Raw genomic sequence first — 14,088 nt, 5'->3', positions numbered from 1 at the left:
ACCCGATGCGCAGGCTAGCAGTGGAGATTTATTTGTTAAAAACAATAAGAACTATGATCTATAAATTTTGTATAAAGCCTCCCAAAATATAGCCTTCGAACAATTTTACAGGACGTCTGCCTATCACATGATTGTCAACGATATCAATGTTTCCAGAATTAGTATTTAAGTTTTTTAAATCCGCTTCTGTAGCCGTCTCTTTCATTTCAAAACATGTTTTTTTTGTTAAGTATAAAATCGATTCCCTTGCCGGTCTTTAATTGTTAATAGGCTACATCCCCAAAATGCAATAAGTGATTGAAGACTGCACCTTCGTCCATAAACAGAAAGACAGATGAACCGAAAAACACTAAAAAACTTAACCTTCATAGATTATTGACCGCAAAGCCATTACATCAGGTAAATATCAAATAAGTAGCTATAAAAGCAAAATACACCCGCGAGAGCCTTTGTAGAAACGCCTCGGGGAAATCAATTTTAAGCAAAACAGCGTCTTCCAACTACCTTCATCACTAGTGCGCTATTCGAAAAAAACAGCAAGTCCTTCATTGTTTTTAAGCCGTTCAAAACATTCGTCTTTTAACGGTTTAGTTATATAATCTATAACCATCTCATAAGAGAATGCCTTATCAATATCCCTCTGGTTTACAGATGATGACACAACTGCTACCAGAATTTTTTCTCTTTTTGGATGATTACGTAACTTATTCAGCATTTGCCAACCATTTACGAACGGCATGTTTATATCCAAAAAAATAAGGAAGCGCATATCTTGGTCAGGCTCATTTGCAATGTATTCAAGTGCTGTCCCAGCACTAAGAAAATACTTAGCCTTGGCTGTTAAAATACTGCCTTCTATAACTACTTGATGGATGAACAGAATCATGCTGTCATCATCTACAACTAATATTGTACCCTTCATTACAGTCTGCTTAAGTTTTCCTGCTGCTCTGACTTTTTAGTAATTTCTCTTATTATGTGATCTAACTCTGCTGTGCAATGCTCAATATTTTCGGTAAGTATTTTTTGTTTTTCTAAATCGCGCATGGAGCGTTTACCCAGTAAAGCAACCAATCCCATCAGTTTTGCCAATGGTGCCCTTACCATGTGAGACTGTACCCAAGAAATTTCTCCCAACACCTTGTTTTGCTTTTTCAACGCACTTAAATACTTTTGGCGTTCGGTGATGTCATTAACCAAAACTAACTTAGCCTTCTGACCTTTAAAGTTAACGACATTGCTCTTAATTTCTACATCTATAATTTCGCCATTCTTTTTCTGATGCTTGAAAATTCCCATGTAAAATTGACAACCTTCTTCTCTAGTTATTTCTACCGTATCTTCCATAGCCGGAATTTGTGATTCAGGTCTTATGTCTCGTAATGTCATACCCATAAATTCCTCGTAGCTGTAACCATAGTGACTTAATGCCATCTCGTTAACATCCATAAATTGAAGGGTTTCATAATTATAAACCCACATTGGATTTGGGCTTAGATGAAAGAGATCACTGTACCTTTTTTCTGACTCCTCCAAATCCTCCAGCGCAACTTTCGCCTTTATTTCTGCTCTTTTTCTAGTGTCAATATCTTGAAAGCTGCCAAATATTCGGGTACATTTTCCGTCAACCATCTCTGCCTGGCCTATTGTTCTTACCCATTTTTCGTTGCCCTTAAAAGTTAGGATTTCCAGCTCCTCATCCCATGGAAGTCCATAAGCGATGCATTCGTCAACTTTTCTTCTAATTGTTAGCTTGTCGACGTCTTTTCTAAAATTGTCTATGCCCGTGTTTAAGTCAGGTTCAAAACCAGGGTCTGCCTCGCGTATTTCTCTCGTAACATCAGACCAAAAAACAGTGCCCGCTAAGACGTTAATCTCCCAGCTTCCCACTTTTGCCAAACTGTTAGACCTCGCAAGTAGTTCTTCTAAGTTCTTTTTATCCGTTATGTCCTTGGCAACAGAAAATATCAAACCCCTATCCACTATCGCATGCGATGTCCAGGCCAGCCATTTAATTTCTCCAGTCTTTGTCAGATAACGTTCCTCGATAAAATAATTAGTAGTACCTATACCGTGAGGATGAACCCTGTCGATAGCCAAATTCCTGTCTTCTGGATGAAGAAACTCAGTAAATGGTTTCGACATCAATTCTTCTGTAGTATAACCCAAAAGGATACTCGCTGCAGGATTTACTTTTTTGAAATAACCGTCGAAATCAGAGATGGCGATAATATCTGGAGCGAAGTTAAAAATCTGTCCTAGTTCCTGTTCTAGCTGCTTCCGGCGAATCTCTGCCCCAAGGTGCAACCCGAATTTCTCAGATACGATACCTACTTCCGTTTGCACCTCCTCAACCTGCGACCCGAGAACGAGCACCCCAATCGGTTCTTTATTGTAAAAAAGAGGCAAACCGAAGATTGTGCCTAAAACGGTCTGACCGGTAAAAATTTTTTCCTTATTTTCTGAAATAACCCTCGCCTGGATTTTTCCCGCTTTCCAAACTTCTCCAGCAAAGCCATGCGCTTTTTTAACCTTTGTCCTTAGGTCTGTACCCTTATATAACATTTCCTGTTCTGGACATAAAGCATGCCTTCCCATAAGGCTTAAGTGCAAGGCGTCATGATCAAGCATCCAAATTTCTCCATAAACGTACTTTCCAGACTTTGTAAGTAGCTTCATCGTTTTCTCCATTGCTTCCACAAGTCCGTCAGTCCTGTTAAATATCTCGCTAACAGAAGAAATTATTCTTTCTTGATTCTGCAAATTTATCAGGTCGCTTATGTCCCGCCCAATAGAAATCCAGTGGGTGTATACGCCACGTTCATCTGCTACGGGGTTCATGGAAAAATTATTCCAAAACTCTTCGCCGTTTTTTTTATAATTGATAACTGAGACCTCGCAGGATTCAAATTTTTGTAGAGATTTACTTAGCCTATTGAGTTCCTTCCTGTCTGTTTTCTCTCCTATTAACAGTCGGGGTGTTCCACCTATCAGTTCTTGGACAGTATATCCTGTTAACTGACAAAAAGCTTCGTTGACATAAATTATCTTCAATTTTTCGTCACTTTCCGGATCAGCCTCTGTAATCATTACCAAATCGTCTGTGTGAGTTACTACCGATTCTAATAGTTTGAGCTGGTGTTCTTTTCTGCGTTGCCTACTTACATCCTGCATCGCACCCACTACTCTCGTGGCTTTCCCCGTATTGTCTCTCACAACAAAACGCCTGTCAGACACAACGTTAAACCCTCCCTCTGCTCTGGCGAATCTATACTCGTCCGACCACTGGATTTCTGAACTTTCCAAGAACAACGAGAGTTTTTTCTCGACGTTTGGAAGGTCTTCGGGATGCACCAAATTCGCCCAAGAGCTTATGTCTGCGCTTAGCTGGTTGGGCTGCCAGTGAAAAATACGCTGAAATCCATGCCCCCAATACACCTTATTTGTCTCCAGATTCCAGTCCCATACAGCATCGGAAGTCGCCCTAGTGGCGAATCGATAACGCTCTTTGCTCAGCAGAGTATCTCTTTGGACATTTATCTTTTCGGTAATGTCTCTAGAGTTTGCAACAATACCTTTTATAGCGGGATCCTCGGTAAGATCGGTAATAACAGTTTCCATCCACCTCCAGCTTCCGTCGTTGTGGAGGAAACGATATGGCGGCAACTCAATTTTTTGTTTAATGTTAAGCTCACCAAATTTCTCCATCGTTGACTCTTTATCGTCAGGATGTATAAAATCAAATGCATTCTTACCTAGGTATTCTTCCGCCACCTTACCCATCACGCTCTGTGAAGTATGACTTACATAAAGATAATTCCCATTCGAATCGAGAATAGAAATCAAATCTGACCCATCTTGAACTAGGGTTTTAAACCGCTGCTCACTAATTTTGAGATTATCTTCCGCCACCTGTTTCTCAGTTCCATCCTTCGCCACACAATATATTATACGTTCCTGATTGTCCCAACGTGCAGACCACACCAACGGTATATAGGTTCCGTCCATCCGCCGCAGCCTATTTTCAAAATGGCTGATATCCACCCCGCCAACAATTTGGCTAAGTACTGTCCGCATCTCTTTTACATCTTCCCGATGTAGCAATTCTGCACAGTATTTGCCTTCAAGCTGTTCTGGCGCATAGCCCCACATCCGTTGCGATGCTGCATTTAGACTTAAGAATCTTCCGAACTCGTCGAGGGTACAGATTACATCGGGCGATGATTCTAGAATTTTAGAAAGTTTTCTGTTCGTTGCTTCAGCTATTTTCTCTAATTCTTTATGGTCTGAAATATCGTGTATAGATCCGATGAGTTTTTCGCAGCATCCATCCGTATCAAATACAGGGGTTACAGTAACAATGACGGTTTTTTCTCCTGAGGGATATTGCATTACTTCTTCCCAGCTCAAAGATTTACTGCTAGCAATACATTCTTTATAACGCGCAATGGCGGTTTTAATACGAGCCTTTGGTATAACCTGATCAATTGGAGTACCTACAACGATCTTTGCAGGCATATCTACAAGTTGTAGGAAGGTCTTATTTGCTGAGATAAACTTAAATACAGACTTTTGGGTTACCCCGATTACAAAAACGGCGTAATGTAAATTGTCATATATAAAGCCAAGTTCTCTTTCATTCTCTTCTAACCTTTGTTCTGTGTTGCGTTGCACGGTTATATCCGTCCCAGAAACAAAAATACTCTCAACCGCCCCTGAAGCTCCAATTATAGGTTTGAAATCGAGAATTAGCTTTTTAAATACATTTGTTGAAACCTCTGTAATGATTTCGGACTGCTCTCGCTTTCCACTAAGTACCCGTTTGTATATTTCTGCTACTAGATCTCGTCTCTCCTCTTTCGCATAATCAATAATAGAGCGGCCGACCTCAACAGCTTTTCCGTAATACTCCTTATAAAGAGCGTGAAATTTCTTGTTACAGAATGTAATATGAAGCTGGCTATCTAACAGCACAAAAGGTTCTTCCGCACCCTCACCAACGGCTTCGAGAATTGCAAGAAGTTTTTCGGATGGCTGACCCAAATTTTCTGCCAGAGGCCGCATGGAAATATGCCCAGAACCCGAAACCTGTATAGGGTTAACTGTATGAAGAATGTAGTTCCCTGCACTATCACTAGAGGAAAGCAGTATATTACGAACGTTAACAGGTTGTTGTTGATGTGTTGCAAAAGAAGTTTTAAAAGAATAATTCTCTAGGTTTATGTGTTCTTCAGGATTATCGTCTCCTAGGCGATTAATTGCAGTCATTAGATTCAGCGAATCCTCTAGTGCTATACTGGAGAATAGATCTATACCTAGTAGTTTCTCCTCCGTCAATTCCATTAGTTCGGTGTAAGAATGGTTTGCCGCCTCGATAATAGCTTTGCCAGATTTAACGCACAGAATAAGCGCAGGTTCTTTAATATTTGTAAAAATATTTCTTACCAGCGCATCCTTTATCATCTTCTTCTATTTAAGCTGTAACCTAATAATCTATATAAAAATGCCCGTTTTCTATGTTTGAACGAGCATGACTTCTTACGAATATAAGAGATAATTCTATAAACTAAAAGACAATGCAGATATAATGTTTAAGATTTATACTCGCTCAAAAATTCAGAAATTCTTTGGAGTTTGCTGCACCACATACGCAAAAATTTTACACGAAACTTCCAAATTTTTTTATAAACGCCTTTAGGGAGATTTTTATGCTGAAATTCATAAGGTGTAATTAAATAGCTGAGCATTACATTTATTGGCCGTTTAATAAAATTGTTGACTTACTAATTTCCAAGTTCTTTTTATTTTCTTAAATCTAAGATGTAATGTAAATGCGAATTATTTAAAACAAAACTTGTCATTTCATCATGAATTGTGGGACTTAATTAAATATAAAAAAATTTGCTTATTCCATAAGGGTTATATTTGATAAGTATTTGTTTGAATTTTTCTTCCTCTTCTTATACTTATTATGACTTGTGGCTTATGGCAAAAATTGATGATAAACAGTACATTATAGCAATTGGCGCCTCCGCAGGAGGTTTGGAGGCTATTTCCGCTTTTTTTGATTATACTCCGCTCGATGCTGTATCCTACATCATCATCCAACACCTTTCATCTGATTTTAAAAGCCAGATGCCAAGCCTGCTTGCGAGTCATAGCAAGTTGGAGGTTGTAGAAGCATTGGAGAATGTAGCCATCAAACCAAATACGGTATATCTTATACCAAGCACCAAGTTCATGTCGGTACAAAACGGCAGACTTCAGTTATCTGATAAGAAAGATCAGCCACGGCCACACATGACCATCGATTACTTTTTCTCATCGCTTGCAAAAGAACGCGGCGACAAGGCAATCGTGGTCGTACTTTCCGGAACAGGAAATGATGGGTCGAAAGGCATTGAGGCTATAAAAAAAGCTGGAGGCATAGTCTTTGTGCAAGACCCAGCTAGTGCAAGTTATAATGAGATGCCTTTGGCAGCAATTGCAACCAGTTGTGCAGACATGATTCTCTCTCCAAAAGCAATGCCCAAAGTGATTGAGGATTATGTGAAAAATGGGTGGCTCGAAGAGCGTAATGGCAATAAATATGACCCGATTAGCGAAACAGAGCTTACAAAAATATTTGATCTGATAAAAGAAAACTTACCTTTGGATTTTTCAGAATATAAGCGGCCTACCATCATCAGAAGAATTAGGCGGCGGATGGCCGATCACAACTTTGACAAGGTAGATAAATACCACGATTATTTAAAAGACAATAGCGGCGAAGTAAGTTTATTGGCCAATGATTTCTTGATAAGCATTACTTCTTTTTTTAGAGACATTGAAGCATTTCAAATCATTCAGGAAACGGTAATTCCAGACCTTATAGAAAAAAATGAGACGGATGTTTTAAAGATTTGGGTTGCTGGCTGTGCCACTGGCGAAGAAGCATACACTATGGCTATTTTGGTTACAGAATATCTAACCAGTCATCCTAAAAACATCGAAGTAAAAATATTTGCCACCGATATAAGCAAGGCGGCTTTAGACACTGCATCCAAAGGCATTTATACCGGCAACATAGAAAAATGCCTTTCAAAAGAACGATTGAACCAATTTTTCACTAAATGCGGAGATTCTTATAAGGTAAAATCTAATATACGGAAAATGCTTATTTTTGCACAGCACGATTTGGTCAAAAATACCCCATATTGCAATATCGACCTGATTAGCTGCCGGAACTTATTAATCTATTTAAATCCAACGCTCCAAAAGAAAGTTTTCTCCTTGATGCACTTCGGCCTTAAGAAAGGCGGCTATCTATTTCTGGGGCCAAGTGAAAGTGCTACAATATCGTCAGACGATTTTGACAAGGTCAACAGCAAATGGAACATTTTAAAAAGCACCAATAAGGGTAGGTCTGTCAAACTCGACACATTTTCTTCTAGTTTTATCGAAGGCGCAAAAACAACGACGACAGAAACGAACAAAAGGAACGTATTACCCGCATCAAAATCCACATTGACCGAGCAGATCGGCGCGGCAGTTTTCGAAGCATCTGGCTTTGTCGGTGTCTGTACAGATGAAAATCTAATCGTAATGGAGTCTTTTGGTAATATGAGCTCCTACCTTAAAAATATAAATTTCAATTACAATCTTAACGACTTATTGCCAGACCACATTTCGACTGTTTTTAAAGCAGCCGCCCATAAAGCTTTAAAGCTAAATGAAAAGGTAACACTTAACAAACTGCACCTACCAAAAAAACATAATTACAAAGCGAGAACGGTAACTATCCATATCATTCCGTTTTTTATCAAAAAATTAGAAGAACAGTTGCTGATTATTGAGTTTACTGAAACCAACATTAAAGGCTTTGAAAAAAACATAATTAATGTTGGCGATATCAATGAGGTGACTAAAGAACATTTGATTAGCCTAGAACAGCAAAATATAGAGCTAAAGCAAAAACTTGCAGTTGCTTATGGGCGGATCGAATCTTCGAATGAAAATATGCAATTGTATAATGAAGAATTGCAATCTGCAAACGAGGAAATGCAGTCTGCCAATGAGGAAATGCAGAGCACGAACGAAGAGCTGCAATCGGTAAATGAAGAGCTTCAGACCATTAATGAAAACCACGATGTTACCATCGAGAAGCTGACCGATCTGAACGATGACCTAAATAACTATTTTCGTAGCAATACCAATGGTCAGATTTTTGTTGATAGGGATTTATTGCTCAAAAGGTATTCTCCCAGTGCAACCAAACATATAAATATAAGGGAAAGTGATATTGGGCGACCCTTAACGGACATATCCTCCAACGTTAAACTGGAGACCTTAATTCTTGATATTAAAGAGGTTATAATCAACGAAAAAACCGTAACCAGAGAAGCGGAATCTACTGATGGCAAGATATATCAGGTAATGACGATGCCTTATATCAAAAAAAATAGCATCAAAGCCGATGGTGCAATTGTAAGTTTCTATGATATATCAGAACTAAAACAGTTACTAAAGGAGCTAAATATCAGCAATGAAAGCTTCCGCAGGATAAACGAAGATCTTAACAATTTTGTTTATGGGGCATCCCACGATCTTAATGCGCCACTTTTTAATATCGAATCGCTGATGGGGATTCTGAATATGAAAATAGATCTTTCCAACCCAGACTTATCGAATATATCTGGAATGATGGATAAGGCTCTGACCAATTTTAAGGAAGTTATAAAGGAAATGGGCAAGATAGTTGTCCTAGAAACTGAATCTAGTGAAAATGCGAAGCTGGAAAACTTCGAAGGTGTATTTAAAGAAATTGAAGGTGCAATATCTGGAAGGATTAAACTTGCCAACGCCAAAATAACTACAGATTTCAAAGAAAAAGAGGTTAGGTTTTCTAAAAAAAATTTAAGGAGCATTCTCTTAAACCTAACCACCAATGCCATCAAGTTTCAGTCTCCAAACAGATTATCGGAAATATCGATAAAAACCAAAAAGGAAGATAATTTCGTTGTTTTAACAGTAACTGACAATGGAATTGGAATAAAAAAAGAACGACTTGGTTATTTATTTAAAATGTACCATCGCATCAATGATGATATTGAAGGTCAGGGTATCGGCCTTTACTTAATTAGAAAGATAATTAATGCCTCCGGCGGCAAGCTAGAAGTGGAAAGCGAAACAGACGAGGGAACCACATTTAGGATATATTTTAAAATTTAAACAGATAGATAAGGGGAAAACGGACGCTGATTTTTTATAAAGGCTAAACGTTTTAGCGATAATATGTTTATATTATTGCTATTTTAAATCACTCTAATAAGTTTTATCACATCTATAACCCCGAACTTTTCGTATCTATTAAGCATGAAAAACTCAGAAAAGAAATATAAATGTGCAATTATAGATGATGACCCTATTTCAATCGGCATCTTGAGTGAGTACATTTCAATGATACCAAAGTTGGCCTTAATCAAAACTTATACAAATCCATTGTTTGCCATTAAAGAAATTCAGGAACAAGAGAGATTGGACTTCCTCTTTTTGGATATAAATATGGACATATCTGGATTAGATGTTGCTTCTATTCTCCGTGAACACGTGGAGTGTCTAATTTTCGTAACGGGTTATCCTAAACATGCTTTTGACGCGTTTGGAGTTTATGCTGATGGCTTTTTGGTAAAGCCCATCGATTTTCAAAAACTCCTTACCTGTGTTAATCGGGCTATTGTTATCTCTTTATCCCTCCAATAATCTTAATAAGTTTAACACCATTAATACTGCGGATGTCCTTTTTATGATTTCTGTTTTTTTTGGGAATCCCATTTATACATAGCCTTTTCCTTCAAAACATAAACCGTCACGACAAGCCCTTTGGAAACAGCACCTTTTCATAAGTTCTTGTTTTCTGAAAAAGAATTTAATTCTTAAGCTCGGAAAATAAAAAAAAGTCGACCTAAAGCAATCGTGCCAAATGCCAACTTTTTTTCGTTTAATCGTTACCGTTCCACATCGTGCGGAAACTGATGAAACTTTTACCTAGATATATCGGTTTATTAAATTCTCAAGGTATTCTTGTTTACCGCTTGTTCTTGCCGGTTCGCCTTTACTTGCTGCGTAATCGCGAAGGTCTTTTAAAGAAAGTTTGCCATTTTCAAATTCTCTGCCCGCACCGCTATCAAAAGAATTGTACCGATCCGCCCGGGTCTTTTTATAGTCTGATTTCTGCAAAATGTTATCGGCAATAATGAGCGCCCTGGCAAACACATCCATACCGCCAACATGTGCATAAAACAAATCTGAAGGATCGGTAGAGTTGCGGCGAATCTTGGCATCGAAATTTATTCCGCCACCTGCAAAACCGCCTGCCTGTAAAATAATAAGCATGTATTCCGCAACCTCCATCACATCATTAGGAAACTGATCGGTGTCCCAACCATTTTGCATGTCTCCACGGTTGGCATCCATCGAGCCCAACAATCCGTTATCTACCGCAACCTGAAGTTCGTGCTGAAAAGTATGCCCTGCAAGTGTAGCATGGTTAACTTCTAAGTTCAATTTAAAATCGCCTAACAAATCGTATTTCTGCAGAAAGCCGCATACCGTGGCAGCATCATAATCATATTGATGCTTGGTTGGTTCGCAAGGTTTAGGTTCGATGAAGAAGGTACCTTTAAAGCCCTGCTTACGCGCATAATCTTTTGCTGTGTGCAAGAATTTTGCCAAATGGTCCTGTTCCCGCTTCATATCGGTATTCAACAGGCTCATGTAGCCTTCTCTCCCACCCCAAAAAACATAATTCTCTCCTTTTAAAGCAATGGTTGCATCTATGGCCGATTTTACCTGCGCGCCAGCATGTGCCAGTGCATGAAAATCGGGATTGGTAGAAGCGCCATTCATATAGCGGCTATGGCTAAATACATTGGCCGTTCCCCAAAGTAGCTTAACGCCACTTTCAGCTTGCTTTTGTTTGCCATATTCTACCAAAGTATGCAACCTTTTTTCGTTATCCGACACATCGTTGGTATAATCTACCAAATCAATATCATGGAAGCAATAGTAAGGAAGGTCCATTTTGGTAATAAACTCAAATGATGCGTCCATTTTGTCTTTTGCACGTTCTACGGCATCACTTTTAACATCCCAAGGGAAAACATGCGTAGCAGCACCAAACGGATCTGCGCCATTGCCGTTGAACGAGTGCCAGTAAGCGCAAGCAAAGCGCAAGTGCTCTTTCATAGTTTTACCAGCAACAACCTTGTCTGCCTCGTACCAACGAAACGCAAGTGGATTGTCTGATTCCCGACCTTCGTACTTTATTTGATTTATTCCCGTAAAAAATTCCTTTTCGCCTGTTACAACTGACATAGTTTTTATATTTTAAGTTTATTGAAATGTTGATGTTTTTTCTAATTCTTGCTCAAGCAGGGCTTTCCAGCTTTGGTAAACTATTTCGAAACCAGCCGTGTCTGTTGGCTTAATTTTCTGGATCAGGGCTGCCCGTCCAAATCCTTCATCGGCGGGCAAAAACCCCGCTCCAATTCCCGCACCAATAGCTGCACCTAGGCTTCCGTCGTTATCGTAAAGTTCTACGGGCACACCTGTGGCGTTTACAAAAGATTCCGCGAAAAGTTCGCTTAAAAACATATTGGTTTTCCCCGCACGGATAACTGTGGGATTCATCCCATTACTGCGCATAATATCCAGACCAAAGCGAAACGCACAGGCAATACCCTCTTGTGCCGCGCGATAAATATGGGCAGATGTATGAAGGTTAAGATCGATATTATGTAGATGAGCACCCACGCTTTTATTATTCAGCATCCTTTCGGCGCCGTTTCCAAATGGCAATATACGCAGTCCGTTAGAGCCCAAAGGGGCTTTTTCGGCTTCAGCATTCATTTCTGCATAGGTTAAATGCGGCGCAAATGTGTCCTTTATCCATCGGTAAAGGCTGCCCGTGCCATTAATACACAATAGCACACCTAACCTCTTCTGCTCGCTGCTGTAGTTAACATGTGCAAAAGTATTTACCCGCGATTGCGTATCGTAGGCCAGTTGGTCGCTTACCCCGTAAATAACTCCAGAGGTTCCGGCAGTAGCAGCAACCTCACCCGGCTTTAATACATTTAACGAAAGTGCATTATTTGGCTGGTCGCCAGCTTTGTAAGATACAGGGATGCCGGTAGTCAGGTTTAGCTCGGCGGCAATATTTTCCGTCAACTCACCGTGCGAAGAGAACACAGGCTTCACCTCTGAAAAAAGACTGCGGCCAAAACCAAAGTAATCGATTATGTCTTTGGAAAGTCCGTTAGATTCGAAATCGAAAAAAACACCTTCTGAAAGTGCCGAAGGTGATGTGGTGATATTACCTGTAAGCATCATGGCGATATAATCTCCAGGCAGCATAACCTTATCTATCTGTTCATAAATAGCGGGTTCGTGTTGCTTTACCCAAGCCAGTTTAGAAGCTGTAAAGTTGCCCGGAGAATTGAGCAGATGCGAAAGACAGGTCTCGCGACCAATATCGTCAAATGCTTTATTTCCGATCTCTACGGCGCGGCTATCACACCAGATAATGCTGTTCCGCAACACTTGCTTATTTTTATCGACTAAAACGAGGCCATGCATCTGGTAGGCAATGCCTATTGCCGCGATATCTTTCGGGTGATAACTTCCTTTTTTATGGCACAAAGAAATAGCCTTTACGGTTTGCTGCCACCACATATTGGGCGATTGCTCTGCCCAGCCGGTTTGCAGCGATACAATGGGCGATTCCTTTTCTGGGTATTGCGCAGAGGCAATAACCTTCTGGCTCGAAGCATCTACAACACTCACTTTTACAGCCGAAGTGCCGACATCTATCCCTAACAATAACATAATTTAACTAGCTGTTTTTGGTTATAATTGTAAATCAAATTTAAAAAAAAATTTACTAAAATGCAATCGATTGCATAAATTTATGATTTCCTCGAACACATGAGCCCAAAAAAGAGAACGACCATTTACGACATCGCCGAAAAACTCAAACTTAATCCCTCATCTGTTTCTAGGGCACTTAACAACAATCCTTCGGTAAATGAGGCCACAAAGAAGTTGGTACTCAAAACGGCCAATGAGATGAACTACATACGCAACACCATTGCAAGCAATCTTAGAACTGGCCTCTCAAAAACCATTGGTGTGGTGGTGCCTCAAATAAATCAAAACTTCTTTTCGAATGTAATTGCGGGGATTGAAGATGCAACCTATAAACAGGGATACAACATTATTATCTGTCAGTCGAATGAATTGTACGAAAAGGAAGTACAGTGCATCAATACGCTGATCGATCAACACGTAGATTGCATCGTCATCTCAATCTCGGTGGAAACTACAGACCACGCACACCTGCAAAATGCCATAAATCGGGGTATCCAAATGATACAATTTGATCGCGTGGCCGATGAATTGGAGACGCTTAAAGTTATAAACGACAACGAGCAAGCTTCTTTTGACGCGGTGACCCACCTCATCGAACAAGGATATTCTAGGATTGCACTTTTAGAAGGCCCACAGAACCTTGATATTTTTAGGCAACGAAAAAATGGCTATTTGCGAGCGCTGAAAGAACATAATTTACCCATTTTAACCGAGTTGATGATGGAAAACGCCTGGACTAAAGAATTAAGTGCCGAAGCGACTCGGAAATTATTAGGCTTGCAACAGCCGCCTGACGCAATATTTGCTTCAACCTCTGACTTTTCTGCACTGGGTGTTTTGGAGGTAGCAACAAATATGAACTTAAGAGTGCCCGAAGAACTGGGCGTTTGTGGCTATTCTAATGAACATTTTTCAGAAATTACCAGTCCATCTATTACCACCATAGATCAGTTTAGCTTTTACATGGGTAAAACCGTCGCCGATTTGTATTTTCAAGAAATGCAAAATGCCCATACTGAGGTTATAGCGAAGACTATAAGCATTAAGCCAAAACTGATTGTTAGGTTGTCTAGCCGAAAAAAATAAAAAAACAATAGTCGCTAACAGAAAGGCAAGTGCTCTTCCTTTTCTGGACAACCTTAAGCTCATCTCTCAAAAACTTGCACCGATACGCAAAAA

General features: G+C 39.7%; 8 protein-coding genes. 3 read left to right on the top strand and 5 right to left on the bottom strand.

From position 1 onward, the window contains the following. Positions 1 to 58: 58 nt before the first annotated feature. The 3 genes from ABIB40_RS03260 to ABIB40_RS03250 all read right to left on the bottom strand — a co-directional run bounded on the left by ABIB40_RS03260 (position 59) and on the right by ABIB40_RS03250 (position 5,463). Positions 59 to 205, bottom strand: coding sequence for a hypothetical protein (locus ABIB40_RS03260; RefSeq protein ID WP_354355926.1), 147 nt, complete (start codon positions 203 to 205; stop codon positions 59 to 61). 315 nt (positions 206 to 520) lie between these two features. Then, complete coding sequence (locus ABIB40_RS03255; RefSeq protein ID WP_354355924.1) at positions 521 to 922, bottom strand: response regulator; 402 nt, start codon at positions 920 to 922, stop codon at positions 521 to 523. After that, positions 922 to 5,463, bottom strand: coding sequence for a PAS domain S-box protein (locus ABIB40_RS03250; protein ID WP_354355922.1), 4,542 nt, complete (start codon positions 5,461 to 5,463; stop codon positions 922 to 924). Before ABIB40_RS03250 ends, ABIB40_RS03255 begins: the two co-directional genes overlap by 1 nt. 522 nt (positions 5,464 to 5,985) lie before the next feature. On the opposite strand from ABIB40_RS03250, the gene ABIB40_RS03245 reads away from it, so the two are divergent. Continuing rightward, on the top strand, positions 5,986 to 9,210 hold the full coding sequence (locus ABIB40_RS03245; protein WP_354355920.1) for a chemotaxis protein CheB: 3,225 nt from the start codon (positions 5,986 to 5,988) through the stop codon (positions 9,208 to 9,210). A 144-nt stretch (positions 9,211 to 9,354) separates the two neighbouring features. Next, positions 9,355 to 9,741 (top strand): LytR/AlgR family response regulator transcription factor, encoded by a 387-nt coding sequence (locus tag ABIB40_RS03240; protein WP_354355918.1) that lies wholly within the window; start codon positions 9,355 to 9,357, stop codon positions 9,739 to 9,741. Between the two features lie 285 nt (positions 9,742 to 10,026). On the opposite strand, the gene xylA is transcribed toward ABIB40_RS03240, so the two are convergent. Continuing rightward, a complete protein-coding gene (xylA, locus tag ABIB40_RS03235) occupies positions 10,027 to 11,355 on the bottom strand; it encodes a xylose isomerase (RefSeq protein ID WP_354355916.1) in 1,329 nt (442 codons plus the stop codon). A gap of 18 nt (positions 11,356 to 11,373) precedes the next feature. Beyond that, positions 11,374 to 12,867: a xylulokinase gene (locus ABIB40_RS03230; protein WP_354355914.1), complete on the bottom strand. Its 1,494-nt coding sequence runs from the start codon at positions 12,865 to 12,867 to the stop codon at positions 11,374 to 11,376. A gap of 99 nt (positions 12,868 to 12,966) precedes the next feature. Between ABIB40_RS03230 and ABIB40_RS03225 the strand changes: the two genes are divergently transcribed. Beyond that, on the top strand, positions 12,967 to 13,995 hold the full coding sequence (locus ABIB40_RS03225; RefSeq protein WP_354355912.1) for a LacI family DNA-binding transcriptional regulator: 1,029 nt from the start codon (positions 12,967 to 12,969) through the stop codon (positions 13,993 to 13,995). The last annotated feature ends 93 nt before the right edge of the window (positions 13,996 to 14,088 follow it).

This window comes from Pedobacter sp. UYP30, from assembly GCF_040547165.1.
In the GTDB taxonomy this organism is placed as follows: Bacteria; Bacteroidota; Bacteroidia; order Sphingobacteriales; family Sphingobacteriaceae; genus Pedobacter.
Note: the sequence above shows the minus strand (reverse complement) of the source record. Positions and strands in the feature narration are given on the sequence as shown.

Excerpts from the sequence above, each read along its gene's own strand:
- ABIB40_RS03260 (WP_354355926.1), bottom strand. The coding sequence starts at position 205 with ATGAAAGAGACGGCTACAGAAGCGGATTTAAAAAACTTAAATACTAAT.
- ABIB40_RS03255 (WP_354355924.1), bottom strand. The coding sequence starts at position 922 with ATGAAGGGTACAATATTAGTTGTAGATGATGACAGCATGATTCTGTTC.
- ABIB40_RS03250 (WP_354355922.1), bottom strand. The coding sequence starts at position 5,463 with ATGATAAAGGATGCGCTGGTAAGAAATATTTTTACAAATATTAAAGAA.
- ABIB40_RS03245 (WP_354355920.1), top strand. The coding sequence starts at position 5,986 with ATGGCAAAAATTGATGATAAACAGTACATTATAGCAATTGGCGCCTCC.
- ABIB40_RS03240 (WP_354355918.1), top strand. The coding sequence starts at position 9,355 with ATGAAAAACTCAGAAAAGAAATATAAATGTGCAATTATAGATGATGAC.
- xylA (WP_354355916.1), bottom strand. The coding sequence starts at position 11,355 with ATGTCAGTTGTAACAGGCGAAAAGGAATTTTTTACGGGAATAAATCAA.
- ABIB40_RS03230 (WP_354355914.1), bottom strand. The coding sequence starts at position 12,867 with ATGTTATTGTTAGGGATAGATGTCGGCACTTCGGCTGTAAAAGTGAGT.
- ABIB40_RS03225 (WP_354355912.1), top strand. The coding sequence starts at position 12,967 with ATGAGCCCAAAAAAGAGAACGACCATTTACGACATCGCCGAAAAACTC.